General features: G+C 49.0%; 25 protein-coding genes and 1 tRNA gene. 21 read left to right on the top strand and 5 right to left on the bottom strand.

All coding sequences use genetic code 11. From position 1 onward, the window contains the following. Nucleotides 1-23: 23 nt before the first annotated feature. From ABD852_RS02795 to rlmD, 7 genes are all read left to right on the top strand, one after another. On the top strand, nt 24-1,763 hold the full coding sequence (locus tag ABD852_RS02795; protein WP_345026491.1) for a purple acid phosphatase family protein: 1,740 nt from the start codon (nt 24-26) through the stop codon (nt 1,761-1,763). A 51-nt stretch (nt 1,764-1,814) separates the two neighbouring features. Further along, the gene (locus ABD852_RS02790; RefSeq protein WP_345026490.1) at nt 1,815-3,029 is read left to right on the top strand and encodes a DegT/DnrJ/EryC1/StrS family aminotransferase; all 1,215 of its coding nucleotides are present in this window, start codon (nt 1,815-1,817) and stop codon (nt 3,027-3,029) included. Between the two features lie 458 nt (nt 3,030-3,487). Beyond that, nucleotides 3,488-3,622: a hypothetical protein gene (locus tag ABD852_RS02785; RefSeq protein ID WP_345026489.1), complete on the top strand. Its 135-nt coding sequence runs from the start codon at nt 3,488-3,490 to the stop codon at nt 3,620-3,622. A 63-nt stretch (nt 3,623-3,685) separates the two neighbouring features. Next, complete coding sequence (locus tag ABD852_RS02780) at nt 3,686-4,996, top strand: M20/M25/M40 family metallo-hydrolase (protein ID WP_345026488.1); 1,311 nt, start codon at nt 3,686-3,688, stop codon at nt 4,994-4,996. Between the two features lie 85 nt (nt 4,997-5,081). Beyond that, on the top strand, nt 5,082-5,756 hold the full coding sequence (locus ABD852_RS02775) for an SH3 domain-containing protein (protein WP_345026487.1): 675 nt from the start codon (nt 5,082-5,084) through the stop codon (nt 5,754-5,756). A gap of 112 nt (nt 5,757-5,868) precedes the next feature. Then, the gene (locus tag ABD852_RS02770; protein ID WP_345026486.1) at nt 5,869-6,318 is read left to right on the top strand and encodes a CHRD domain-containing protein; all 450 of its coding nucleotides are present in this window, start codon (nt 5,869-5,871) and stop codon (nt 6,316-6,318) included. An 81-nt stretch (nt 6,319-6,399) separates the two neighbouring features. Then, nucleotides 6,400-7,800: a 23S rRNA (uracil(1939)-C(5))-methyltransferase RlmD gene (rlmD, locus tag ABD852_RS02765; protein WP_345026484.1), complete on the top strand. Its 1,401-nt coding sequence runs from the start codon at nt 6,400-6,402 to the stop codon at nt 7,798-7,800. A gap of 441 nt (nt 7,801-8,241) precedes the next feature. Here rlmD and dnaB read toward each other — a convergent pair whose 3' ends face one another. After that, the gene (gene dnaB, locus ABD852_RS02760) at nt 8,242-9,825 is read right to left on the bottom strand and encodes a replicative DNA helicase (protein ID WP_345026483.1); all 1,584 of its coding nucleotides are present in this window, start codon (nt 9,823-9,825) and stop codon (nt 8,242-8,244) included. Between the two features lie 192 nt (nt 9,826-10,017). Between dnaB and ABD852_RS02755 the strand changes: the two genes are divergently transcribed. Genes ABD852_RS02755 through ABD852_RS02745 form a run of 3 tightly spaced genes read left to right on the top strand, consistent with a single transcriptional unit; the run spans nt 10,018 to nt 14,057 of the window. Beyond that, nucleotides 10,018-10,965 carry a PhoH family protein gene (locus ABD852_RS02755; RefSeq protein ID WP_345026482.1) on the top strand — a complete coding sequence of 316 codons (948 nt, stop codon included), beginning with the start codon at nt 10,018-10,020 and terminating at the stop codon, nt 10,963-10,965. Then, nucleotides 10,955-12,289: a M43 family zinc metalloprotease gene (locus tag ABD852_RS02750; protein WP_345026481.1), complete on the top strand. Its 1,335-nt coding sequence runs from the start codon at nt 10,955-10,957 to the stop codon at nt 12,287-12,289. The genes ABD852_RS02755 and ABD852_RS02750 overlap by 11 nt, the downstream gene beginning before the upstream one ends. 4 nt (nt 12,290-12,293) lie before the next feature. After that, nucleotides 12,294-14,057: a ComEC/Rec2 family competence protein gene (locus tag ABD852_RS02745; RefSeq protein ID WP_345026480.1), complete on the top strand. Its 1,764-nt coding sequence runs from the start codon at nt 12,294-12,296 to the stop codon at nt 14,055-14,057. Nucleotides 14,058-14,067: 10 nt separating this feature from the next. Here the strand turns inward: ABD852_RS02745 and ABD852_RS02740 are convergent, their stop codons facing one another. Continuing rightward, a complete protein-coding gene (locus tag ABD852_RS02740; protein ID WP_345026479.1) occupies nt 14,068-15,180 on the bottom strand; it encodes a DUF922 domain-containing protein in 1,113 nt (370 codons plus the stop codon). 47 nt (nt 15,181-15,227) lie between these two features. On the opposite strand from ABD852_RS02740, the gene ABD852_RS02735 reads away from it, so the two are divergent. After that, entirely contained in the window at nt 15,228-15,710 is a 483-nt protein-coding gene (locus ABD852_RS02735; RefSeq protein ID WP_345026478.1) for a deoxycytidylate deaminase, read from the top strand. A gap of 102 nt (nt 15,711-15,812) precedes the next feature. Here the strand turns inward: ABD852_RS02735 and ABD852_RS02730 are convergent, their stop codons facing one another. Both ABD852_RS02730 and ABD852_RS02725 read right to left on the bottom strand, forming a co-directional pair. Then, entirely contained in the window at nt 15,813-17,393 is a 1,581-nt protein-coding gene (locus ABD852_RS02730) for a hypothetical protein (protein WP_345026477.1), read from the bottom strand. Nucleotides 17,394-17,600: 207 nt separating this feature from the next. Further along, entirely contained in the window at nt 17,601-18,113 is a 513-nt protein-coding gene (locus tag ABD852_RS02725; protein WP_345026476.1) for an FKBP-type peptidyl-prolyl cis-trans isomerase, read from the bottom strand. A 153-nt stretch (nt 18,114-18,266) separates the two neighbouring features. On the opposite strand from ABD852_RS02725, the gene ABD852_RS02720 reads away from it, so the two are divergent. The 5 genes from ABD852_RS02720 (at nt 18,267) to ABD852_RS02700 (ending at nt 20,836) form a co-directional block, all read left to right on the top strand. After that, nucleotides 18,267-18,902 carry an acyl carrier protein phosphodiesterase gene (locus ABD852_RS02720; RefSeq protein ID WP_425568752.1) on the top strand — a complete coding sequence of 212 codons (636 nt, stop codon included), beginning with the start codon at nt 18,267-18,269 and terminating at the stop codon, nt 18,900-18,902. A gap of 13 nt (nt 18,903-18,915) precedes the next feature. Then, the gene (gene holA, locus ABD852_RS02715; RefSeq protein WP_345026474.1) at nt 18,916-19,935 is read left to right on the top strand and encodes a DNA polymerase III subunit delta; all 1,020 of its coding nucleotides are present in this window, start codon (nt 18,916-18,918) and stop codon (nt 19,933-19,935) included. Between the two features lie 199 nt (nt 19,936-20,134). Continuing rightward, nucleotides 20,135-20,320: a hypothetical protein gene (locus tag ABD852_RS02710; RefSeq protein WP_345026472.1), complete on the top strand. Its 186-nt coding sequence runs from the start codon at nt 20,135-20,137 to the stop codon at nt 20,318-20,320. A gap of 197 nt (nt 20,321-20,517) precedes the next feature. Then, a complete protein-coding gene (locus ABD852_RS02705; RefSeq protein WP_345026471.1) occupies nt 20,518-20,664 on the top strand; it encodes a hypothetical protein in 147 nt (48 codons plus the stop codon). Between the two features lie 25 nt (nt 20,665-20,689). Then, nucleotides 20,690-20,836 (top strand): hypothetical protein, encoded by a 147-nt coding sequence (locus tag ABD852_RS02700; protein ID WP_345026470.1) that lies wholly within the window; start codon nt 20,690-20,692, stop codon nt 20,834-20,836. Between the two features lie 118 nt (nt 20,837-20,954). Here the strand turns inward: ABD852_RS02700 and ABD852_RS02695 are convergent. After that, nucleotides 20,955-21,028 (bottom strand) — tRNA-Met (locus tag ABD852_RS02695). Nucleotides 21,029-21,237: 209 nt separating this feature from the next. Between ABD852_RS02695 and ABD852_RS02690 the strand changes: the two genes are divergently transcribed. The 5 genes from ABD852_RS02690 (at nt 21,238) to ABD852_RS02670 (ending at nt 26,811) form a co-directional block, all read left to right on the top strand. Next, nucleotides 21,238-21,630, top strand: coding sequence for an START-like domain-containing protein (locus tag ABD852_RS02690; RefSeq protein WP_345026469.1), 393 nt, complete (start codon nt 21,238-21,240; stop codon nt 21,628-21,630). Further along, nucleotides 21,630-23,153, top strand: coding sequence for an LptF/LptG family permease (locus ABD852_RS02685; protein ID WP_345026468.1), 1,524 nt, complete (start codon nt 21,630-21,632; stop codon nt 23,151-23,153). The genes ABD852_RS02690 and ABD852_RS02685 overlap by 1 nt, the downstream gene beginning before the upstream one ends. Nucleotides 23,154-23,258: 105 nt before the next feature. Beyond that, on the top strand, nt 23,259-23,534 hold the full coding sequence (rpsO, locus tag ABD852_RS02680; protein WP_345026467.1) for a 30S ribosomal protein S15: 276 nt from the start codon (nt 23,259-23,261) through the stop codon (nt 23,532-23,534). Nucleotides 23,535-23,724: 190 nt separating this feature from the next. Continuing rightward, nucleotides 23,725-25,869, top strand: coding sequence for a polyribonucleotide nucleotidyltransferase (gene pnp, locus ABD852_RS02675; protein WP_345026466.1), 2,145 nt, complete (start codon nt 23,725-23,727; stop codon nt 25,867-25,869). A 78-nt stretch (nt 25,870-25,947) separates the two neighbouring features. Next, nucleotides 25,948-26,811, top strand: coding sequence for a sigma-70 family RNA polymerase sigma factor (locus ABD852_RS02670; RefSeq protein WP_345026465.1), 864 nt, complete (start codon nt 25,948-25,950; stop codon nt 26,809-26,811). The last annotated feature ends 76 nt before the right edge of the window (nt 26,812-26,887 follow it).

Here is a 26,887-nt window from a genome sequence, read left to right as displayed (position 1 = left end):
TATGGGCTTGCATTTCAGCAGCCATGTTCCTATTCGCAGGATGCCGGAAACCGGCGGATACCGGCGAAGCCTCTGTAAAAGCGGTAGTAGACAAATTTGTTACCAGGCTGTATGAAAATTTCAGCCCGCAACAGATGGACGCAATGACGCAGGATTCTCTTCTGACGCTTTTGACCGAAACCGAGAAAAAAGTATTGGCCGGGCGGTACTGGGTGTTCGACGTCAACGTCCCGGTACGGATTTCACTGATGCGCCACATAGACCAGGAGCCGGTGCCGTTCTGGCTGGAACCGGCAGGTTTTAAAAAAACCGGGCTGCTGGTGAAAAATGAGATGTATACCTACGAAGTCTGGCAGAAAGATTTTGACAAAGGAGAAGTGAATCTCGGGATCAATGGTTTTGACAAACACCGCCCCGTCTACTTTATCAGCGTTCGCCCCCGCGACCAAAAGGACAGTCTTGAAATCCGGGCTGTTTTCCCGGAACAACAGCATTTTGAAAAAATGGAAACCGGCGCCTTTACCTACCACGATTGGGACGGTTTAAAGCTCACCGAAGTACCTGCGGACTTACAGGGGGAAGTATTGTTTACGACCATACGCGGAAGAGCCCGGGAGGCCCATCTGATCAAGGCCTTCCGGGACACGCCATTTCCTTCGTCGTCGCGGCCGGACCAGGTAACTACTTCGTGGCGGGGCGATCCTGTGACCTCCAGGGAAGTGCTTTGGAGAACGGGCCGGACTGTGGATAAAAGTGCCCTGCAATATTGGAAAGAGGGAGAAGATACAACAGAAATCGTAGCCGTTCCCACTTTGATAGAAGACCGGCTGCTGAGAAATGATCGCTATACCTACCGGCATCATGCCGGCATAAACGGACTGCTTCCCGGTACACAATACCATTACCGGGTCGGCAGTGATGACTATGGCTGGTCCGAAACTTTCTCTTTTGAAACTGCAAGGCCGGAATCCAAGGATTTTTCCTATATCTGGTTCGGCGACACCCACCACTCGCCCGTTTTTGGTGAAATGCTTCAGAAAGCCCGGAAACGGCATCCTGACGCTGCCTTCTTTCAGATCGCAGGTGACCTTGTCTCTACCGGGCTGCATCGCGACGATTGGGACAAGCTGTTTGCCTACAGCGGCAATACCTTTGCCACCAAACCTTTGATGAGCATTCCCGGTAATCACGACAGCCAGGACGGGCTGGGCGCCCGGATGTACCGTGAGATGTTCAGCTACCCGGAAAATGGCCCGGAAGCACTTCCCAATGAACTGACCTACGCTTATAACTACGGGGATGCGCTCTTTTTGATGATCGATGCAACCAGCCCGGTCGACGATCAGACGGAATGGATTAAAAAACAGCTCTCGGGTTCAAAAGCGAAATGGAAACTGGTAATGTTTCATTTTCCGCCCTATAATTTTGTCGAGCCTTACCCGGAAATTATCGAAAAATGGGGTCCTTTGTTCGACGCTTATCATGTTGATATCGTGATGGGCGGGCACATGCATTATTACCTGAGGACAAAGCCGATGAACGCGGGTAAACCGGTAGATGACTATGCCAAAGGGACGGTTTATATGATGTCTGTCAGCATTGAAGGGAAACAGGAAGAGTGGCCCGATGAGCCTTATGCGCTCAAGCGCTATCCCGGGGGACCGCTGTACCAGCACGTCGTTATTCAGGACAACCTGCTGAAAATGGTTTGTTATGATCCGGATGGAAATATTAAGGATGAGCTGAGTATTGCCAGGAAGTAAGGGGCATACCTGTATTAGATAAATTTCCTACATTAAAATACATATTCTTCCATGTCTAAGGAACTCTTGGCCCGTAATGGAGGCCCAAAATCAGTTGAACGAAATTTCGAATGGCCGGTTTTCGATGAGCAAGAGATCAAAGCAGTTGAAGAGGTGATGCGCAGCGGCAAATGGGGAAGCCCGAATTGCCAGGATAAAGTCGGTGAGTTCGAACAGGCATTTGCCCGGTACTGCGGAACGAAATATGCGGTAAGCTGTGTAAATGGCTCAGTATCCCTACGGATTGCCCTGATTGCCAGCGGAATAAAACCTGGCGACGAGGTGATTGTACCTCCTTACACTTTTATTGCAACCGCCTCGACGGTGATAGAAGCCAACGCAGTCCCCGTCTTTGTGGATATTTGCCCCGATACTTTCAACATGGACCCCGAGAAAGTCGAGGCGGCCATAACCCCCAGGACAAAGGCCATTGTACCGGTTCATTTCGGTGGTTTGGCCTGCGACATGGACCGGCTGAAGGAAATTGCTGACAGACATGGGCTCGCCCTGATAGAGGACGCTGCGCACGGGCATGGTGCCGCATACAAAGGAAAAAAGCTGGGCAGCATCGGGAAGGCAGGAAGCTTCAGCTTTCAGTCGTCAAAAAATATGACCAGTGGTGAAGGCGGTGTGGTGGTGACCAATGATGAGGAGATGTACAAAATGATGGCGTCTCTCAGAAATGTCGGAAGAATGGAGGGCGGACAATGGTACGACCATTTCAATGCTGGGTGTAACTATAGAATTACGCAAATGCAGGCGGTAATTCTAACCGAACAGCTGAAGCGGCTGGAAGAGCAAACCATTATCAGGCACGAGAACGGCCGGTACCTGGCGCAATTGCTTTCGGGGATTGAAGGCATTCAGCCTTTGAAAAGCGATGTGGGCGAGACACTGAACTGCTACCACCTTTTCATTCTAAGGTTTGACGCTGCCGCGTTCGGAATCGACCGGAAAGAGTTCGTGGAGCTTCTTGCTGCAGAGGGCGTACCTTGTTTGATGGGTTACCCGCACCCTTTATACAAACAGCCGCTGTTCCGGGAAAAACGCTTTATGTGTTACGCCATCCCGGAATCGGTTGACTATACCAATGTTTCATGCCCGGAAGCGGAGAAGGCCTGTAATACTTCCGTTTGGATCCTTCAAAATGCATTGCTTGGATCGCGGAAAGACATGGAGGACATTGCTGCGGCAGTCCGCAAGATACAAGCAGCGGTGAAGGCCTGATCAACCCAATCACTTGCCTGTTCATTGCTGAAAAACGGCTTTTTGATACTATAGCCCCTGAGCGGGAAAGGCAGTTCGATTTATAAAAATGCCGGTTACTGATTGTAGTAACCGGCATTTTTATAGCCGGAGGCGTACCGCCGGATGGTCATTCTGAGAAAGAAGTTTTTTTGTGAAAACACCTTGGAATAGAAATGACAAATAAATGTTGTCGATGGAAGTCAATAGTAGCCGGAGGCTAACGCCCGGACGGTCATCCTAGCGCATCTGCCGGATGGTCATCCTGAATGGAACGCAGTGGAACTGAAGGATCTCCTGTTGCTATAAAAAGTCCTCTAAAAGGGATTGGGTACGGGGAGGGGGAGATCCCTCCACTGCGGTCGGGATGACCCTCCGGTTGGAGCGGCGCCAAACCTGTTGTTGTCAATGGTAGCGCATCTGCCGGATGGTCATCCTGAATGGAACGCAGTGGAACTGAAGGATCTCCTGTTGCTATAAAAAGTCTTCTAAAAGGGATTGGGTGCAGGGAGCGGGAGATCCCTCGTGCGCCCTGGATGCCCCTGCTTCCGATTGATCTTCAATGCCATACTTGACCGTTACCGCAGCTTTCCCTATTTTTGAAGAATGGCTTCAAAACATACACCTGTCCGCGTCGCATGAGTCTCCTGCAAAAGGTTGTAAGGGTGGCGGCGCCTGTGCTCTTTTTCCCGGGTATTGCCAACGGACAGCAGGCGCCGGCCGGCCGGATTGGCATTCAGAAGGAGTATGTAAATGAAATTTCCAGGCTTGCCGGAGATCCTCTGGTGAAGAAAATGTTTACAGAAATAACCCGGCTCGAGCCTGAAACACGACGGGACCACATTAGCCTCACGGAAATTCCCGCCCCCCCTTTCAAAGAAACCGAACGCGCAAAGGCTTTTGCATCCATGCTCGGGGCTGCGGGAGTAGATACACTTTGGTTGGACCCGGTAGGAAATGTGGTTGCGCTTCGGCGCGGAACTTCCGGTAAAAGGAATGTTGTGGTTGATGCGCACCTGGATACGGTATTTCCCGAAGGGACCGATGTAAAGGTAAAGTTCTCCGGCGATACACTCAAAGCGCCCGGCATAGGAGACGATACCCGCGGTCTGGCAGCGCTCCTGGCTGGTCTGAAGGCATTAAACCGGGCTGCAATTAAAACTGATGCAAATGTTTACTTCGTCGGTACGGTCGGCGAAGAAGGATTAGGGGACCTCCGCGGCATAAAGCATTTATTTGCCCAAAAAACTTTTCCCATACATAGCCATATTGCGCTGGACGGCGTTGGAATAGGCGGAATCGTGAATAGTGCCGTTGGTTCTATCCGGTACCGGGTCGCTTATCTGGGGCCGGGCGGGCACTCTTACGGTGCTTTCGGCCTGGCAAACCCGCACCACGCACTTGCCAAGGCCATTGCCTATTTCACAGATGAAGCCAATGAATTTGTAAAGTCAGGCGTTAAAACAACATACAACGTAGGGATGATAGGTGGCGGTACATCCGTAAACGCAATTCCCTTCGAAAGCTGGCTGGAGGTAGACATGCGGTCTGAAAGCCCGGAAAGGCTCGCAGGGTTGGATGCGATTTTTAGAAATGCCGTTGAAAAGGCGCTGAAAGCCGAAAATTCGGTAAAAAGAATGGGGGAAGACCTGACCGTGAAATTAGAAAAAGTAGGCGACCGGCCTTCGGGGTCAATTCCCGGAACAAACCCCTTGGTCCAGCGGGCTGCAGCATCCGCCGCGCATCTCGGCGCGGTTCCGATGGTTGCCGCAAGCTCTACCAACTCAAATATCCCGTTAAACCAGGGAATCCCGTCGGTTACGATCGGAAGCGGGGGAAAGGCGGGCGGCGCACATTCGCTGGACGAATGGTGGTTGAATGAAAATGGAGAGGCCGGTATCCAACATATGCTGCTGGTTTTGTTGGCCGAAGCCGGACTGGCAAAATAACAAGTAAGAGTCAATTCAAGTATTATCCGGAGCGGAGCAAGAGATGATGATAAAAACCTGGTGTGCTTTTCTAACCATTCTGCTGATGACCGGACAAAACCTGCGCGGGCAGGAGGCGCTGCATAAGGCCGATTCGCTCTTTGCAATCGGGCAGTATATGGCGGCCCAGGAATTGTACACAAGCCAACTTTCGGCTAGCCGGCATTTTCTGCCGAATGCGCTGCTTAAAATGGCCTACATAGCCGAGCTGAACGGAGATTTTACGCAGAGCCTTTATTACCTTACCGTTCTTTCCAAACAAGCGCCATCCGAAGCTGTTTATCGGAAAATGGAGGCAATTGCACTTAAAAACAGGCTGTCCGGGTATAAGTTTGATGACTTGGGCTACCTTGTTCTGTATCTGAAAAAATATGGTCTGTGGCTTTCACTTTTCATGATCGCCGTAACCGGTTACGTTCTGTTTGAATTATTTATAAAATACAAAAAAAACGAACACATTACCTTTGTTCCGAAAGCAATTGTGGTCTTGTCGCTGCTCGGTTTGATCGTCCTGCTCAATATTGAGTCGCTTTACAATGAGGGGATCGTTTCCAATAATCCTACTTTCCTGAGAGAGCGTCCCTCGTCGGCGTCTGCAGTAACCGGGACGGTCGGAAAGGGGAATAAAGTGGTGGTGTTAACGTCGCGCGATCACTGGAAACTCGTGCTCCTGAAAGGAAAGCTGGTTTATATCAAGCGGGACGACCTCCTGTTAATTTAAAGCAACAGTCCTTCCTTTGCCGGGAATATGATCAGCGAAGCGTTAATTGTGCCGCGGTCTGGCACGGTATTTTTGATTCTCAGAAGATTCACCAATTCATTTTACCATCACCATGAAACGAACGTTACTGGTTTGCTTTTCTGCTTTCCTGATGTTTTCCGGTTGTAAGGAAGAAGGCCCGCATTTGAAAGACACATTATCTTACCGGGCCAATTTTTCAGTAAATACGGTCCCGATAACGGCTCAATCCGAAGGCAGTGGTACCGCCGCGCTGGAATACTCAAAAGAGACCGGCCTGCTAAAGTACAATCTTTCGCTCCGGGATGTCAAACCTACCAAAGTGGTCATTGCGTTCGGAGACCCGAATCCCTGGGATATCGGTCCTGAAATTGCCGATATTTCTTCTGAGATAACCGAAAATGGTGGTTCGGGAAGTTTATCGCTGGATCCTTACCTGCAAAGGGAAAAATTGTTGAGTAACTATTGTTATATACGGATAGACTCCGAAAAGTTCCCGTATGGGGAGCTGAGGGGACAGATTGAACTAGTCGAAGAAGAGTAAGCACTAACGGGAATTGCCTGGCAGGGAGGGAAGCCGGCCCTGCCTTTATTTTGAATATCCAGTTTTATTGAATAACCAAAAATGCCGAAAAGGAAAATTTACGAGTCGGTTACGATAACCGACTTTGCGTCGGAGGGAAGATGTATTTACAAGTCAGAAACGGATGGGATTGTGTTTGTGGACGGAAAAGTGGCGCCCGGGGACGTAGTTGATCTGGAAGTTTACAAAAAAAAGAAAAGCTACCAGGAGGCAAGGGTTATTAAAATACATGCGTACTCATCGATACGCACGGAGCCCTTTTGCGGGCATTTTGATATTTGCGGCGGGTGTCGTTGGCAAAATATCAAGTACGAAGAACAGCTGAAATTCAAAGAGCGGCAGGTACGGGATCACCTGGAACGCATCGGGAAGGTTCCGAACATTAACATGCTGCCTATCGTGGCAGCCGACGAATTACAGTACTACCGAAATAAGCTGGAGTTTACTTTTTCGAACAGCAGATGGTTGACGACAGAAGAAATCACATCCGGAGAAAGCTTCAGCCGTAACGCCTTAGGTTTTCATATTCCGAAGCGCTTCGATAAAGTGTTCGCTGTACGCGAATGTCGGCTGCAATCGGACCCGTCCAATCTCATAAGAAACGAACTGCACCAGTGGGCGGAAGAACAAGGGTTTTCATACTATGACCTGCGCAACAACCAGGGTTTTTTAAGAAACCTGATTATCCGTACCTCGAATAGGGGCGAGACGATGGTGATTGTCCAGTTTGCAGAAAACAGGGCCGAAGAAATTTCAAATGTGATGCATTTCCTGGAAGAGCGATTCCCTGCGATCACTTCGCTCTATTATATTATTAATACCAAAGGGAACGACTCTTACCAGGACCAGGAGCCGGTTCATTTTTCAGGCTCGAAAACTATTCGGGAGCAAATGGAAAACCTCACTTTTATGGTGGGGCCGAAATCTTTTTACCAAACGAATTCCGCACAGGCGCTTGAACTGTACAAGGTGGCCCGGTCCTTCGCGGGGCTAACCGGATCGGAGTTAGTTTATGACCTTTATACAGGCACAGGGACGATTGCTAATTTTGTTGCTAATTTTGCTAACAAGATAATTGGAGTAGAATACATCGAAGCTGCTGTGGTTGATGCGCGGACTAATTCACTCAACAACAATATTTTTAATACCGAATTTGTTTCCGGCGACATGAAAGAAGTGTTGTCTGTTGATTTTCTCGCGAAGCATGGCCGGCCGGATGTTGTCATTACCGATCCACCCCGCGCCGGCATGGACGCCCCGGTTGTCCAGGTTTTGCTAAATGCCGCGCCGTCACGTATTGTTTATGTTAGCTGTAATTCTGCCACACAGGCGCGGGATATTGAAATGATGTCGTCGCAATATCGCGTCGAGCAGGTTCAGCCGGTGGACATGTTTCCCAATACCCATCACGTAGAAAGCGTAGCGTTGCTGGTCCGGATATGATACAGATTCGCCATAATTGAGTTGTTATATAAATTATTTACGGATGTTGTTTTCTCTTACTCATAAATTTAGTTTGTAACTATCTATTAATAAGTTATTTACATAGGTTTAACTAAAGTAAAAATTAATCGTTTCTTTTGACTTTTTCAGGTACTGCTTTTTGTTCGCTATCTGAAGGGCGTTACACAGGCTTCCCGTAAGTACACTATTTTCCCCGCCGGTTATTCCAATTATCCGGGAATATTCCCCACAAAAAATGCTCACCGGATCCCGCTGAGCATTTTTTGTGAATGATATTTTGGAAGTATTCCTGGCGGTGTGCCGGTATTTAGCGTACTAAAAGATATTTCAACGGTGATATGGGGTAAAGACAGGCCTGAATGATGCCCCTGAGATTTGCGTATTTGAATGCAACATAGAATTTCTCCTCGTACAGCGCAATCAGAAGGGGGCGTCGCCGTTCGGGTTGTTCAGGTCAAAATCACCAATATCGTTTGCTTTGCTTCTGAAGGTACTCATGGAAGCACTGCTTTCGAAGTTGCCGATACTGTCAGAAGCGGGGAAGCTGCGTTCGCCACTTGCAGGGGCGCCGGCTTCATAGAAGGAATCCAGGTCGGCAAATTTGGTGTAACGCCCGATGAACCGTAAACTGACGTTATCGAGCGAACCGGCCCGGTTCTTGGCTACGATTACTTCGCCTACGCCAAGCAATGAATTCCCGGCTTCATCCTGGCTGAACCCGTAGTATTCGGGGCGGTACAGGAAGATTACCATGTCGGCATCCTGCTCGATGGACCCCGATTCCCGGAGATCCGAAAGCTGGGGTTTTTTGTCGCCACCCCGGGTTTCAACTGCCCGGCTAAGTTGTGAAAGCGCAATCACCGGCACGTTGAGTTCTTTGGCAAGTCCTTTCAGTGACCGCGAGATAATCGCGATCTCCTGTTCCCTGTTTCCGCCGCCCTTACCGCCTGTATCCGCTGTCATAAGCTGGAGATAATCGACGATTACCATCTGGATATCATGCTGTGCCTTGAGCCTGCGGCATTTCGCCCTCAATTCAAGCACCGAAAGGGCGGGGGTGTCATCTATAAAGATAGGGGCATTGGCAAGATTGTTGATGCGGGAGTGGAGCTGCTGCCATTCATGCGGCGCCAGCGTTCCTTTCTTTATTTTTTCACCTTCTATCTCGGCTTCGGCAGAAATAAGACGGTTCATCAGCTGGACCGCCGACATTTCCAGCGAGAAAATCGCTACTCCTTTTTTATAATCGACCGCGGCATTCCGCATGGTCGAGAGTACAAAAGCCGTTTTCCCCATCCCGGGGCGCGCCGCCAGGATAATCAATTCACTTGGTTGCCAGCCGGACGTAAGGTGATCCAGCGCACTGAACCCCGAGGGGACTCCGGTGAGGCCGTCGGGTTGATTTTTCTTCGCTTCCAGTTCATTGATGGTAATATTCATCAACGAACGCATGTCTACATAATTTTTCCTGATATTAGACTCTGAGACCTGAAAAAGCGCCTGTTCGGTCCGGTCCAGTAATTGAAAGACATCGGTCGTATCCTCATAAGCGTCTCTGAGAATATCGGAAGACACCCGGATGAGCTCGCGCTTTATCGCGGCTTGCGAAATAATACGGGCATGGGCTTCGATATTGGCAGCAGAATGAACCTTTGTGGTCAATTCCGTCACATAGCCGGGCCCGCCCACCAGCGCCAGTTCTCCGGAAGACCGGAGCCTGGAAGTCACCGTCAGCAGGTCAATCGGCTCGGATTCAGCGAACAGGTTGATAATCGCGCGAAACACGCGCTGGTTGGCTTCCTTGTAGAAACTTTCCGGCTTCAGAATGTCAGCAACAGCCGAAAGGGCATCTTTCTCCAGCATTAGCGCGCCTAATACGGCCTCCTCTAATTCAAGTGCCTGCGGCGGCAGCTTCCCGGGAGCCTGATCACCCCCTGAAAAACGATTGCCCGCCCTGCCCTGAAACTGATGCCTTGCCGGGTCTGCTGTCCTGTTCTGTTCCATATTAATGCAATATTAGGGATATCACAGGAGAGGAAAAACACCGTTCCGTAACTTTATTTTAATTGACCGACTAGCATCTTGTAAAACAGGAAATTGTGAGGAAAGGAAATGAATTGCTCGCCTTTCTCCCTTGTTTGTGCGTAATAATTTACTAAATTTTGCCAGGATTAGGAAACATTTAACACTATTCAATTGCTCGAAAAAATCATTTCACTCGAAGATATCCCGCTGGTGGACTTTTTAGGCGTTCAAAATGCCAATATCAAAGAAATATCATCTGCGTTTCCCCAAAGTAAATTAATCTCCCGGGGGAACGAAATCAGGGTCAGGGGAGCTGAACCGGAAATCAGCAGGATATCCGAAATCCTCGAATCACTGATCGCGCACTTTCATAAATACGGTCGTATCACACCTACTCAAATCAAAAGCTACATGCTGGAAGGGCCTAACGCCCTGGAGACGGAGGTTCTCATCGATAAAAACATCATTTTAATCGGGAACAAAGGACTGGTTATCAAAGCCCAGACCGCCAACCAGATTAAGATGCTGGAGGCGGCCGGCAAGTTTGACCTGATATTTGCTACAGGCCCGGCTGGGACCGGGAAAACCTATACGGCGGTAGCCCTGGCTGTCCAGGCGCTGCGCAATAAGGCGGTGAAGAAAATTATCATCACCCGGCCGGCCGTGGAAGCCGGTGAAAACCTGGGCTTTTTACCAGGAGACCTCAAGGAGAAAATAGACCCGTACCTGCGGCCTATCTATGATGCACTGGACGATATGATCCCGGCCGATAAACTGAAACAGTACCTGGAAGCCAGGACCATAGAAATTGCACCGCTGGCCTATATGCGCGGACGTACGCTTAAAAGCGCTTTCATCTTGCTTGATGAGGCCCAAAATACGACTTCCATGCAAATGAAAATGTTTCTTACCCGCATGGGCCCGGACTCCAAGGTGATTATCACCGGCGACCGGACGCAGGTTGATTTGCCCAAGAATCAAAAGTCCGGCCTGATCGATGCCCTGCATATCCTGAGCAAGGTAAAGGGTATTGCATTCATTGAACTGGATAGCTCTGATGTGGTGCGGCACAAACTGGTAAAGAGTATTCTGGCAGCTTATGAGAAAAGTGAGGACTAGACGGGGGTATGGTGCGTGTATTCTGCTTTGGTCCGTTGCGCAATTCCTGGCAGGGACGGGTGCTTACGCGCAACAGCTGGCTGCGGACACTGCCGTCAGGCGCTGCGCCACAATGGAGGCCTATCATTTCGGGTTGCAAGGAAAAAAAATGGCTTCCGACCCACTCCGGGCAATCAATGAGCGGATCACCGAAGTGGTCAGAAACCGGCGGAATCTCCGGGTAAATGATACCGAAATCATCCGGATACCGGTTGTGGTGCATGTCATTCACAATCAGTCATCAGGCAAAATAGGAGGGCGGGGGAACCCCAATATCTCGGAAGAGCAGATTTTGAGCCAGGTCAGGATATTGAACGAGGATTACAGGAAACAGGCAGGAACTCCAGGCTATAATACAGACCCGGTCGGCGTTGATACCCGGATAGAATTCTTTTTGGCCGAGCTCGATCCTGACGGATCTGCAACCAATGGCATCACCCGGCATTACTATAGCCAGAAAAGCACCTTCAATCCCTATGGAGACGAGCAATTGATCGCAGATATTGTCAGCTGGCCTACCGACGAATACCTTAATATATGGGTATGTACACTTTCCGGCGTTTATCTCGGTGTGGCGCAGTTTCCTTCCGTTACAGGCATACCGGGTCTTGACGACCAGGATAAAAACCGGGCAACGACCGACGGCGTGATCATTGATTACAGAAGCTTTGGCGATGTGGGCGCCGTAGAAACCAACAACTACAACAAGGGGCGCACGACTACACACGAGGTCGGGCATTGGTTCGGGCTTATTCATATCTGGGGAGATGAACGCTGCGGAGATGACTATTGTGCAGACACCCCTAAGGCCGAAAGTTCCAACACCAGCGGTTGCAATGACGTTTATTCGCGTTGTTCCGGAGCCGCCACTCTCAATATGATTGAAAATTACATGGATTACTCTCCGGACCGCTGCATGAATATTTTCACCTACAACCAGATGGAAAGGATGCATGCCGTGCTTGCCCTCAGTCCCCGGCGAATCAGGCTGGTGGAAAACTCGAAGAAAGCGCGGCTGGAAGAAGCCGAAACGCTCCGGGTAATCATACAACCCAATCCGCTGGTATCAAAACTGCTGGAATTCAAATTGCAGCACAAGGGATACCGGGATGTGGATATCACCATTATAGACGCCCAGGGCAAAGCCGTTCATGTTTCGCGCTACGAAAAAGTCTGGAGCCGTATATTTAAGATTCCTGTGCAGAACCTTACTCCCGGAATCTATCTTTTACAAATTTTGGGGGAAAACAACGAAAAGTTTATTGGCCGCTTTGCTGTAATTTAATGGAATGTTTGGCCACATTCCCTTTGTACGGTATCTTCTCTTTTTCTTGCCCGGAATTTTCGCCAGTGAAGTATTCCGGGCAACCGAGGGGCGCTACTTGCTGATTGCCGTACTCGGGTGGTCAGCATTGAGCTGCATAGGTTATTTTGGAGGTTTTCGGACCCGGTTGAGGATAATCCCGGTAGCGGGGATTTTCCTGCTTGGCTGGAGCGCCGGCTTTGTTCAATCCGTGGAATTTACGCGACGGCTGACCGAAGCCGATCGGGCAGACTACCTGGCTTACCAGGTCAGAATTACAGATCTTCCCGAAAGGAGGGAAAAAAACACAAGGTATAAAGCTACGGTAGAGGCACTGCTTTGCAGAGACACCACGATCAGGATTAATTCCCGCGCAATTATTTATTTCAGCAACGACCTCCAGCTCAATCTCCCGGTTGGACAAAGGCTGGCTATTAAAGGGAAACTTGTACGCCCACCGGACGCCGGTTCCGAAATGGGTTTCAGCTACCGCAAATACCTGGAGAGGAACGGTATTCCCTGGATCGGGTTTGTCAAGAAAAAGGAGCATTTGGTCTGGTTCGACGGCAACAGGTTTTCGCCCGGGACCATCATTGCTTCCCTGACCGGCAAGGCTGAGCAGCTTTTCAGAGCCCATCTCCCGGATGCAGACGCTTTCGGCCTCGTAAAGGCCATGATTCTCGGTAGAAGAGAAGATATCCGGCCGGAACTTAACCAGGCCTTTACCGACTCGGGAACGGTCCATGTGTTATCGGTATCGGGCCTGCATGTGGCCGTGTTCTTTTCTGTGCTCCACTTTATCTTCGGGCCGCTCAGAAATCTTCCACGCGGCCGACAATTGTACCTGGTGACCATCAGCGCTATCCTGATTGTCTATGCAGTTATTACCGGTCTCCCGGCCTCTGTTCAGCGCGCTACCCTGATGTGCCTAACCTGGATGACCGGCCAGAACTTGTCCCGGAAACATCAACCTTTGAACACACTGGGAATTGCTGCCTTCTTTATCCTGCTTTCTGATCCCGCCGCCTTTTATGATGTAGGGTTTCAGCTTTCATTCCTGGCCATGCTGGGAATTTTTCTATGGATGAAGCCGATTCAGTCCTGGTACACTACCGAGAACAGAATTTTGAAGCACATCAGGGATCTTTTTGCTATGTCCATCGCGGCGCAGCTCATGACGCTGCCGCTTATTCTATACTATTTCAGCCAGTTCCCTACTTATTTTCTATTGGCGAACCTGTTCGTGGTCGATTTGGCGGGTATGCTTATTCCGGCAGCCATCGGCTTACTGGTTTTGGGCGCGACGGGCTTTGAAACACTGGCAGGCTGGATCGGGCAATTGATTTCACTTATTGCCTGGGTCATCAACCGAACAGTCGAATTTCCGCGGGAGCTGCCCTACCATGTAATTGATCACCTTTACCTGGATCCGATCCAGGCGCTGCTCTTACTGGTTGTGTTGCTGGGAGTTTATTCAGCCTGGATAGCCCGTTTGAAAAAAGCGATAGTTTTCACCGCAGCAGCAGCGCTCGGCTTTTGTATCTATAGCGCTGTCAGCGTATTAAACGACTACAGACATCCCCTAGTTCAGGTGGTCAGCAATGGCAACCGGCTAATTTTCAAGTCGCGTAGCATCCTGTACATCATCGACAAGCAGCCGGTCGAGAAAAATGCCGGCATTTCTGAAATTGAGACGGGGAAGTACCTGGCGCGGTACGGTGGCAACGCCGTAAGAATTGAGTTGCAATAGTCATACCTTGCTATTCCCGTTTTGCCAGCGACCGCCTGGCCAACTCCGCATTAACCTTGTCTTCCCATTTTTTCTGCATTTCCCCGTTTAGGCCATGGCGGGTTTCCTTGTCGTAGTCTTCCTGGACCTGGTGCATTTCACGGTACGATTCCAAAAAAAGGTATTGGATCTCGCTGTCATGATCTTCAACCGAAAGCTCGAGTTGTCTTAGCTTGTCTTTGAACCTTTCTGCCGAGATCTTGGCAATGTCGAAATGCAGTTGTTCATGCCGTAGTACGTTAGGGTTCCTGGATTCAGGTCGCATCCAGGACATGCTCTTTACAAGATATACTTTCAGCCTGACCGTCACCTCCACCATATTGTCATTCATCCTTGAAGCTCCCTCATAAGCGATACTGGTGAAAACCATCGCTGCATAACGCCCGGCTCTCGGAGCGGCTTTAAAGTCGTCGTAACGAAGCGGTCTTTTCGGGTCGTAGAAAATGGTATCTGCTTTCGGCGGCGCGTTGTCGTCTTCGATGATCAAACGGATGCCTCTCGCCAGTACCGGATTGCGTTCCCGGTTTGCCGTCATCCATTTATCGAAGTAAATCAGGGCATCCGAGAGCATTTTCTGTAAAAACTTGTCGTGAACAGTCTGCGACTCGGGCCTCGTATACTGGCTTTTCGATTTGAAGGAGGTCAACGGTACCAGCCCTTCACTTTTAGCGCCGAGAAACTGTACTTCTATTTCAGAATTCCCGCTGACTTTACCTGGTGATACGCGTGTCTCCGAGAAGAGTAATTTCCTGATCCGAACGGTTACCGGCAACCGCCCGCTCTTTTGCCGGTCAAGCGAATAATTCCAAAAATCATAGGAGATTTTTGAAAGTTCTTCAGAGAGCCCCAGCGGCTGGAGGCGTGTCTTCACCACTACGCGACCAATTGTCTGTTGATCATCACCTCTGGCATCCTCTACTTTTTCGAGGTAGTACATCCCTTTTTCCCGGAGGGCTATTTTAGTTGCCGGCAGTTTTTCGACAAGCACCGCCGGCTGCCCGTAAAGGCCCGTTAAGCCCACAAAAAACATCATGAAGCCCACCAGATTTTTACTCCATTTGGCTCCCTTACTTTTGATTCCCATCTCGCATTCCCTAATTTGCAACCGAAAATAAGTAAAAAAGTGCGTCAATGGACAAAGTACCTTCTCAATTGGTCAAACCGGATTTTGATACCATATTCATGGAACTGGCCGATAATCTCGCCAAGCGCTCTCACTGTATCAAAGCGCAGGTGGGGGCTGTGCTGGCAAAAGATACCCGGATTATTTCAATTGGCTATAACGGCCCGCCTGCGGGGACGCACAACTGTGACGAAGAATTCCCGGAGGAAGGCTGCCCGCGCGACGCCAAAGGAAGCTGTTCGCTTGCGTTGCATGCCGAGCAAAACGCTATCCTTTATGCCGTCAAAAATGGCTCCAATATCGAAGGAAGCACCCTCTATGTAACACTGGCTCCATGTATCGCATGCGCGCGGGTAATTTACACCATGAAAATTGCCAGGGTAATTTTTCTGAACAGTTACGCGGCCTACAAGGGAATCGCGGTCGAAGAAGGCGTCGAGTTCCTGAAGCGCTTTGGCGTTGAAGTTTTTCAATACGGCAGCACCCGATAAATGGAAAGCATCCCGGAGCAGAGTGGGAATTCCCGTTTCTGTAACAACAAAAAAACGACCGGCTTTCACCGGTCGTTTTTTTGTTAAGCTTCCTTTTCCGAATTACTTCACACCTTGGTAGATGATAGTTCCGTCGGAGTTAACAGTTGCTTTGTAAGATGTTTTCTTAACACCTGTTTCAGGGCAAGCATTTCCGTAAGAAGTAGTTTCGATATCGATCGTTACATTCTTAGCCCATTTCGGTGCCTTCACTTTTGCAAGGACCTCTTCGATAGTTTTGAACTCGTCGCAGTCTTTTGCTTCTGATTTGTGAAGGATAATTTTCTTGTTGCGAGTCACTTTAGACTCAACAGGACAGATACAATCTGCACAGTTTTCGCTCTTCGCCCACTTCTTGATAGTTGAGGTTACGCGACGAACTGATGAGATCTCGATTTTCTTAACGCAAACGCAAACTTCTTCAGTGATTTTAACGGTATCGGCTTTAAGTGCTGCGAAACCGCTTGCTGCAACCTGGCTGACACAAGCAGAACAAGCTGAAGACTGATGGCTTTGTACAGTTACATAGTACTGACCGTCTACAGGACAACCGGCGCTGTTGAGGTAGCTGGTTGGGAAGGCAAGCTCAGTATCTTTCTGGCAGATTGCTTCGGCAATGATTTTGTCTTCACCATTGTTCAGTTGGTGGATTCTTGCCGTGAAAGTCTGGTTCAGGCTGTCGGCCATAACCGGATCAAGGCTTGAAGTCCAGGATGCCACGATAGGCTCGCAATTGGCTTCTTTACCAGTGAAGTATTTCCCGATAACGGAAGAGTTTCCGCTGGTAAGAGAAAGAGTAGGCGTGATACACGTAAGGCCTGCAGTAGGATCCTTCTTAACAGGTACGTCGTATTCGAATGTTTTGCGGATGGCAACACCGGCATTGAAGCCGCCATGTTCTCTCATATAGCGGGAGATCATGAGGGGAGTGCCCGGCTTAGGCCACTGCATGTCATAAGACACTTTTGTACGGTAACCCTGTGCCTGAACACCCAAAGCCCAGGTCGGGTTCTTCAACGGGAAAAAGACACCCAATGAAGCAAGACCGCCGAAGTGGTACCGGCTCGCGTTAGGAGATACTGCATAATAAGCAATGCGTGGGTCGTTAGAGGATGAAGGTCCTTCATCTCTGATCGTGATCGACGCAGGTGTAGTTCTGAAAAGACCCACTTTAGCTGCAGCTTCGAGGAAAGGGCTCCTTCTGCTCTTGGTAAAATGCCAGCTGATAACAGGTCCCAGAACGAGGTAGAAATCTTCTGAAGAGCTCTTCTTCACCTCCGCATCGCTTCTGGTAAGCTGGTAGGTAGCAAGGTGCTCATCTACGAACTCATCGAAGCCTGGTCTTGTGAAGAAATGCTGTGCGCCGAATGTAGCGCCCACGCCGAACTTGAATTGAGCTTCAGGTCTTTTGGTGAAGAAATAGTCGGCATTGATATTGCCGGTAATTCCCCAGCCATTGAAAAGTGTTTTGTCTCTAGCCTCTTTTAGCGGGAAAGTATTAGCCCAGCTACCGCAGTAAGCAAATCCGGGCCCAAGGAATCCACCGATTCTCCAGGGACTTACTTTGTGCTGAATGCCGACTGTGTCGCATCCCCCACCCGGGGAATCGCAGGCTTCCTGTGCATGGCTAGTGTTAAAAGCCAACAGGAACAGTAAAACACCGGCCAGCTTTTTCGTAAATGATCTTAACATAACTATTATGTTGATTAGAGATTAACTTTTGTTATTGTGTAAGTTTTATTTTGGTGTTTGACAGATATATTAAGTTTTTAAGGATAATGAATTGTTTTTCAGTTATTTATAAATATTGCTTTCGTTGTTAGGCTTTAGGAGCAGTAAATCTATATAAAATTAGTGAACGAAACCACCATCTCCGTGAACATGGCCGTGATCCAGTTCGTCGGCGGTCGCGTTTCTGACCACCAGAATTTCACCGCTGAATCCCATTTCTCTCCCGGCAAGGGGATGATTAAAGTTCAGGGTAACCAGGTCGTCTCTTACCTCAACCACAATGCCCTGGAGCCGGTGGCCTTCTTCGTTCGTCATCGGGATACTGTTGCCCACTACCAGAAGCTCCTCGGAATTTACTCCTTCGCCCTCGAACAGCGAACGGGGAAGATCCACGATGGCTTCCTCGTCTATTTCCCCATATCCCTCCTCGGCCGAAATCTGAAAGTTGAAAGTGTCGCCAACCGTGAGACCAAGCAGGTTCTGCTCGAACTGCTCCGGTAATCCGCTGAGTCCCCAGATAAAATACATAGGATCATCCCTGTCCACCACTTCCACAACCTCGAAATCCCCTTCTTCGTCTTTTAAACTCAACTGATAGGTTATCGCAACTACTTTTTGGTTGTCTATTTGCATGGTACTTCGATTGTATTGCGCAATAGGCCGGACAGTCTGTTTTGCCTGTTCTGGACCGATTGCCTACGTGCAAAAATATACATAATTCTTTCTGAAATGAATGTTTTGTCTATTTTTGTTTAATTTTTTTTCAATATTCCATCTTTTCAATTTGTGAATTTCCTTGCTCATATCGCGCTGTCAGGTCAGAATCCAAAGCTTATCATGGGTAATTTCTCTGGTGACTACGTAAAAGGGAAATTGGATTTTACAAAGAAAATGGGATTTGATCCCGATTTCCTGGACGGGCTGCGGCTGCACCGGTTTATTGATCACCTGACCGACACCCATCCGATCGTAAAAGAAATGATACGCCAGCTTCGCGGCCACTACGGCAGAGGCGCTTCTATAGTCACGGACATCGCTTTCGATCATTTCCTGGCGCGGAATTTCAACCGGTTTTATGATCTTTCACTTCGTGATTTTGTAAATGGATTTTACAAGGTCTATTCTGAATATTCAGATCTTATTCCGGTAGAAATGAGGCCATTAGCTGAATCGCTTGTCGAAAACGACTGGCTCTTCAAATACCGGGAGTGGGAAACGGTCGAAAGGACCCTCAAAAGTATGGCAAGACGGTACACATTCCTGGGTGATTTTTCCAGGTCCCCGACGATGTTCAAAGAAAACTTGGGTACATTTGAGGCGTATTTCCTGGAGTTTTATCCCGGACTTAAGCGGGAATGCGAACGGTTTCTCGCCGGACGCGGGGTGGGAGAGTCCGAGGGAGGTGACTTAGAATTATCATAATAATTTCAAGAAAATGTCTATATCTGCTGACGCGATATTGAAAGAAATCGCTGCCGGTAAATTTCGTCCGGTGTACTTGCTGCATGGCGACGAGCCTTTTTTTATTGATGCCATAACCGATGCCCTTGAAGACAAGGTGGTGCCTGCCGAAAGCCGGGGGTTCTGCCAGTTTATCCTGTATGGAGCCGATAACCAGATCGGAAATGTTATACAATACGCCAGGAGCTACCCTTTTATGTCCGACCGCCAGCTGGTGCTGGTAAAAGAAGCGCAAAAACTGGGTGGGATTGATCGGGAGGAAGGGCAGAAGCTTCTCGAAAGCTATGCTTTGAACCCACTTTCCACCACGGTACTGGTTTTGGCCTACCAGGGAAAGGTAGACGAAAGAAAGGCCTTCGCAAAGGCCATTGGCAAGCAGGGAGTCTTGCTCAAAAGTGCGAAAATGTATGACAACAAGCTCCCCGAGTGGGTAGGGAGCTATTGCCGCGACAGGCAGGTAAAAATCAGTCCGAAGGCGATTCAGATGATTGTGGATAACATTGGCAACGATTTGAAACGGATCCACAATGAAATACAGAAAGTTTTGGTAAACCTGGCGCCCGGCGAGGCTATTGATGCCGATGAGGTGGAGCGTTATATCGGGATCAGCAAAGAGTATAACGTATTCGAGCTCCAGAATGCGTTGTCCCGGAAAGATGTAAAAAAAGCGACACGTATCGCCGCCTATTTTGCGGCCAACACGAAGGACAACCCGGTTATCCCGGTCGTGCTGATTCTATACGCTTATTTTACGAAAATCCTGCTCGCGCATGCCTCCCCCGATAAATCCGATCAGGCACTGGCGGCAAAGCTCGGTGTGAATCCATTTTTTGTTAAAGATTATAAAAGCGCAATGGCACATTACAGCGTTGCCAAGCTGGCCAATATCGTGAGTTATCTCCGGGACTCGGATAGTAAACTGAAAGGGATAGAAACCGGTTCCAGGTCGGAAGGAGATATTTTAAACGATCTCATTTTTAATATTTTACACTAGTTATATTGAATTTTTACTTGAAGAAATAAGGGCAGGGGAGAAGCGGGACGGTTTGTACCGGTTAATACTACCGTATATTGGTATACGAGAACCGTTGTCGTCCCGGGACGTAGCGCCGGAGGTCCTCCTGAGAAAGAAGTTTTTTTTGTGAAAACACCTTGTAGCGGAGATGACAAATAGATGTTGTCAATGGTAGTCAGTGGTACCCGGAGGCTACCACCCGGACGGTCATCCTGAAGCGGAGCGCAGCGGAGTCGAAGGATCTCCTGTTGCTACAAAAAAGCCCTCTGAAAGGGATTGGGTACGGGGAGCGGGAGATCCCTCCGCTGCGGTCGGGATGACCCTCCGGTTGGAGCGGCGCCATCCATCGTGTTGTCAATGGTAGCGCATCTGCCGGATGGTCATCCTGAATGGAACGCAGTGGAGTCGAAGGATCTCCTGTTGCTGTAAAAAAGTCCTCTGAAAGGGATTAGGTGCAGGGGCCGGGAGATCCCTCCGCTGCGGTCGGGATGACCCTCCGGTTGGTGCGGCGCCAAACCTGTTGTTGTCAATGGTAGCGTATCTGCCGGATGGTCATCCTGAATGGAACGCAGTGAAACTGAAGGATCTCCTGTTGCTACTAAAAAGCCCGTTGAAATGGATTTGGTCCAGGGAGCGGGAGATCCCTCCGCTGCGGTCGGGATGACCCTCCGGTTGGAGCGGCGCCATCCATCGTGTTGTCAATGGTAGCGCATCTGCCGGACAGTCATCCTGAATGGAACGCAGTGGAACTGAAGGATCTCCTGTTGCTATAAAAAAGTCCTCTAAAAGGGATTGGGTGCAGGGACCGGGAGATCCCTCCGCTGCGGTCGGGATGACCCTCCGGTTGGAGCGGCGCCATCCATCGTGTTGTCAATGGTAGCGCAACGCAGTGGAGCCGAAGGATCTCCTGTTGTGCAGGCGCGGGGAGACCGGTGCGCTACGGTCGGGATGGCGACAACAAAAAAGCCGCTGTTGAAAAACAGCGGCTTTCAAAATAGTAGCGGGGAGCAGGATCGAACTGCCGACCTTAGGGTTATGAATCCTACGCTCTAACCATCTGAGCTACCCCGCCGTTGAATTCGAGTGCAAAAGTAAGTATACTTTCTTAAAACGCAAGTTTATTGCAATTTTATTTAGTGATTACCCGATAGAATTTCAGAAAGTATTTCTTTTTCAGGCAGTGAGGTAACCGACAAAAACATTCGGGGTTTCCTTGGGAAGTTAAAAATGTTTTTACTACTTTGACGACCAACCGGATTTCATTGTCTAAAATCAATCTGCATGGAGAAATTTAAGTTTGTCGCTGAGTACGAATTAAAATCATCCCCCAAGGTGTTGTTCCCTTATTTCAACACAGCTTCGGGGCTGGAACAGTGGTTTGCAGACAAGGTCATCATTTTGCCGGATCAGACTTTCGACATTCAATGGGATGGAGAAAGTCACATTGCTCATCTTGTCACACAAAGACTGAACAGAGCTGTCAAATTTGAATTTGTAGGTACGCCGCCGGAGGAAGAAAACCGGAATTACATAGAGTTTAAGCTGGATGTCAGCGACCTCACCCATTCTACCTATCTGAAAGTAGCGGATTACTCAACGAACCGGGATGAACAGGAACTATATTCTTTATGGAATGGTTTTATAGACCGATTAAAGGAAATAGTTGGTAGTTAATGAAAAAGCTGGATAAGCTTGTACTGAAGTCGTTCTGGGGGCCCTTTCTGGTAACATTGTCGGTTGTGATTTTCATCTTCCTGATGAAAGTCGTGATTTTCTATATTGATGATTTTGTCTCCAAGGACGTTTCGCTGATTGACATAGGCACGCTTTTCGGCTATTTCACACTCAGCACCGTTCCCACGGCCCTGCCGCTGGCCCTGCTCCTGGCTTCGCTCATGACCTACGGTAACCTGGGAGAATTCTTTGAACTGACCGCCGTAAAAAGCGCCGGGATTTCCATGATCAGGGTGATGATCCCGATGTTCATCATGGCCTTCCTGATCAGCGCCGTCTCGTTTATTTTTAATGACCGTATCGCGCCCTGGGCCAACCTGAAGGCCTACAGCCTGTTGTATGACATTCGCGAAGCGAAGCCAATCATGAAAATCAAGGAGGGAATTTTTTATAATGACCTTCCGGGTTACAGCATAAAGGTGGACAAAAAGATGCCAGACGGCAATACCATGCTGGGCATGGTGATCTACAAAAATGATCCGCGCTCTTACGAAAGGGGCAACACGGAAGTCATCCTGGCCGATTCGGGGCGTATGTACACAATCAACGACAACAGTTACCTCGTTTTTGAGCTGTTTCATGGCAACAATTACCAGGAAGTAATCGACGGCTTGTCGACCAGCGGACGTTCCGCGTATGCCTCGGCGGCCGATCCCCGGGCTACTCCTTCTAATTTTATGCGGAATAGCTTCGACAACTATAAACTGGTCATCAGCCTGTCGTCGTTCGGTGTAAAAAGGTCGGATGAAGAGGCTTTCAAGTACCACGCGTATATGAAGAACGTTGAGGAGCTTGCCGAGGCATCGGACTCGGTTAAAAGGGATTACGAGCTCAACAAGAAGAACCTGTACCCCAGCTCCAAGCAATATTATACGTATAACTTCAAAACGGAAGATTCCACTTACCTGAGAACGGTACAGCCCGGCCATTGGGTAGACTCTTTGCTGGCGTTGCCCGTTTCAGACAGCCTGCAGAAGACTATCGTCGAAACGGCGAAGAGCTCGGCCGCCAGCATGGCCGGCTTCGCGGAAAGCAATACGGGTATCCTGAAAGCCAAGCTGAAAGACGGCAATACCTACGAGCTCGAGAAGCAGCAAAAGTTCTCGGAAGCGCTTTCCTGTCTTATCCTGGTGCTGATAGGGGCGCCGCTGGGCGCCATTATCAAGAAGGGCGGGTTCGGGCTCCCGGTTTTGATTTCAATCGTCTTTTATATCCTGATGTATGTATTGAATATACAGGGCGAAAAATATGTCAAGGAAGGCGATATGAGCGTAACACTCGGAAGCTGGTTGTCAAACGGGGTCCTGCTGCTGTTTGGATTGTACTTTACGGACCGTGCCAAAAATGATTCGCGGCTTTTCGACAAAGACGTATATGTGATGATGATCGCACGTATCCGGAGAAAACTGACCGGAAAGGCTGCGCTTCAACCGATTGAGGTCCCCGATGTGCACGAGGTATAACCCCGGCAACCGCTTACTCAATAAAACGTGGCGATTTGGATTTCTTCCGGAAAGAGCCTACTTTTGCGGAAGTTTTAATTTTTATCAAAATCTGTTGTTACAATTATGTATTTAACTGCGGAAAAGAAGAAAGAGATCTTTGAATCAAAAGGTTTCAATAAATCTGCACAGGACACCGGTTCCCCGGAATCACAAATTGCGCTGTTCACTTTCAGGATCAATCACTTGACCGAACACCTTAAAACTCACAAAAAAGACAACGGATCAAGAAGAGGTCTGTTGCAACTGGTGGGTAAGAGACGTAGGTTGCTGGATTATCTGAACAAGAACGATATTGAGCGTTACCGCGCTATCATTGCCGAACTTGGTTTGCGTAAGTAGTGACCTTTTCAGAATCAGGGAGTCTTCTAAATGAGGCTCCCTGACTTTGTATTGGCCGCTGCCTGAACAGTTTTTAAAAAAAAGTAAAAATCATCAATATAAAACCACACCACTCAACTTTTAAATCCAACAACAGCATCTGGATCTTAATTCAAAGGGCGGAAAAAGCGGTTTACTGTAAAACAAATTTATGCATTTTAATATCATTTCTAAAACCATCACACTTCCCGATGGTCGCACGATTACCCTGGAAACCGGAAAGTTAGCCAAACAGGCAGACGGGTCAGTGGTAGTAAGAATGGAAGATACCATGCTGCTTGCTACGGTAGTAGCGGCTAAAGAAATTAAACCAGGTGTGGATTTCCTCCCGCTCTCTGTAGACTACCAGGAAAAATTTGCTTCCGCCGGACGTATTCCGGGCAGTTTTCAAAGAAGGGAAGGGCGCCTCTCGGATCACGAGGTATTGGTCAGCCGGCTGGTTGACAGGGCTATCCGCCCCTTGTTCCCGGAAGATTACCACGCGGAAACACAAATCAATATTTTCCTGATTTCAGCAGATCCAAACGCACTGCCTGATGCTCTGGCTTCGCTCGCGGCAACCGCGGCTTTGATGGCCTCTGATATTCCTTTCTATAACCCGGTTTCTGAAGTCCGGGTTGCGAAAATAAACGGTGAATACGTGATCAACCCTACCAGCGCAGCCCTGAAGGAAGCGTCGATAGACCTGATCGTAGGTGCTACGCTCAGCGATATCACTATGGTGGAAGGGGAATTGAATGAAGCTTCCGAGGAAGAAGTCGTTGAAGCCATCAAGGTAGCTCATGAAGCCATTAAAATTCAGTGTACCGCGCTCAAAGAGTTTGAGGCCGCCTGTGGAAAAACAGAAAAACGGAGCTACGAGGGAGACCCGCAGAACGAAGAACTCAATGACAGGATCCGCGCATTCGCTTATGACCGCATTTATGCAGTAGCGCAGGCCGGGACTGCCAAACACGAACGCCGGGATCAGATCAGCGCCATAAAAGAAGAGCTGGTTGCGTCGCTTACCGAAGGACTTGCTGAGGGAGAAACGCTGCAAAACGATCTGGTGAACCGTTATTTCCATGACCTGGAGTGGGAAGCCGCACGCCGGCTTGTGCTCGACGAAAGAAAACGCCTGGACGGACGCAAGCTTGACCAGGTACGGCCTATTGCCAGCGAAGTGGATTACCTTCCGCGGGCACATGGATCGGCACTGTTTACCCGGGGAGAAACCCAGTCGCTGACGACTGTAACCCTGGGAACTAAACTTGACGAACAGATTGTTGACAGTGCAATGAACTACGGATACAGCAGGTTCTTGCTTCATTATAATTTTCCCGGCTTCTCTACCGGAGAAGTAAAACCCAACAGAAGCCCGGGCAGAAGAGAAGTGGGGCACGGTAACCTGGCCCTGCGCGCGCTTAAAAAGGTACTTCCCGAAGACGAGAATAATCCGTATACCATCCGTATCGTTTCCGATATCCTGGAGTCAAACGGCTCTTCGTCGATGGCAACGGTATGTGCAGGTTCACTGGCACTGATGGATTCTGGTCTGAAAGTAAAAGGACAGGTTTCCGGTATTGCCATGGGCCTCATCTCAGATGCAGAAACCGGGAAATATGCAATCCTTTCGGATATCCTGGGGGATGAGGATCACCTGGGCGACATGGATTTCAAGGTGGCCGGTACCGCCAAAGGTATTACTGCCTGCCAGATGGATATCAAGGTCGACGGGCTTTCCTTCAACGTACTTTCCGAAGCGCTTCAACAGGCAAAAGCAGGTCGTCTCCATATCCTTGGAGAAATGAACAAAACCCTGACTGAACCGCGCCCCGACCTGAAGCCGCATACGCCGCGCGCTATTGTGATCAGGATCGAAAAAGATCAGATCGGTGCAGTAATCGGACCGGGCGGGAAAGTTGTACAGGAAATCCAGAAAGACTCCGGCGCAACCGTTAATATCGAAGAAAAAGATAATTATGGTTATGTGAGTATATTTTCTGCCGACAAAGCCTCAATGGATAAAGCTGTGTCCAGGGTGAAGGGCATAGTAGCCGTTCCTGAGGTCGGTGAAGTATATAAGGGGGTAGTGAAATCAATTATGCCATTCGGGGCATTCGTTGAGTTCATGCCGGGTAAAGACGGCCTTCTTCATATTTCGGAGATTGTTTGGGAAAGGCTAGAAACCGTGGAAGGCGTTCTCAAAGTAGGAGAGGAGGTAGAAGTGAAGTTGGTAGAAGTAGACAAAAAGACAGGGAAATTCCGTTTATCAAGAAAGGTTTTGTTGCCAAGACCGGAGAACAAAAATAAGTAACGGAATGTTATATAGTGGGTCGGGCTTCTGACAGAAGTCCGACCAGTTGACACGAGGAGATCATAGTAAAAATATTGTATGAGACAGCTTAAGATAAGCAAGCAAATCACCAACAGGGAAAGCCAGTCGCTTGATAAGTATCTTCAGGAGATTGGTAAGGTAGATTTGTTAACGCCCGACGAAGAGGTGATCCTGGCACAGAAGATAAGAAACGGGGATCAGCTTTCGCTGGAACGCTTGACCAAAGCCAACCTTAGGTTCGTGGTTTCGGTAGCCAAACAATACCAGAACCAGGGACTTTCTCTTGGAGATTTGATTAACGAAGGCAACCTGGGTTTGATTAAAGCCGCTCAGCGTTTTGACGAAACCCGTGGTTTTAAATTTATCTCTTACGCAGTTTGGTGGATTCGCCAGTCGATCCTCCAGGCGTTGGCAGAACAGTCCAGGATCGTTCGTCTTCCCCTCAACCGGGTGGGCTCTCTGAATAAAATTTCGAAGACATTTTCTGAACTAGAACAACGCTTTGAGCGTGAGCCTTCCCCTGAGGAACTTGCCGAAGTATTGGAAATTTCGTCTTCAGAGGTAGTTGATACCATGAAAATTTCCGGGCGCCATGTATCCATGGACGCTCCGTTTGTTCAGGGCGAAGAGAACAGCCTGCTTGACGTTCTGGAAAATGACGGGGACGACAAGCCTGACAGCGGCCTGGTTAACGAGTCGCTGCGCAAAGAAGTGCAAAGAGCTTTGTCTACGCTTACCCAGCGTGAAGCCGATGTTATTGCCCTTTATTTCGGCCTTAACGGCGAACACGCCATGACGCTTGAGGAGATCGGTGAGAAATTTAATCTTACCCGTGAACGGGTGCGCCAGATCAAAGAAAAAGCCATCCGCAGACTGCGCCATGCTTCAAGAAGCAAAGCGCTTAAAACCTACCTGGGATAAGCGTATTACACCAAGCATTTAAATAAAAAGCCTCGTTCATGAAGAATGAGGCTTTTATTCTTTCAATCACAGCGTT

The organism is Ravibacter arvi (assembly GCF_039540405.1).
GTDB classification, from domain to species: Bacteria; Bacteroidota; Bacteroidia; order Cytophagales; family Spirosomataceae; genus Ravibacter; species Ravibacter arvi.
This window is presented reverse-complemented; position numbering and strand designations above follow the sequence as displayed.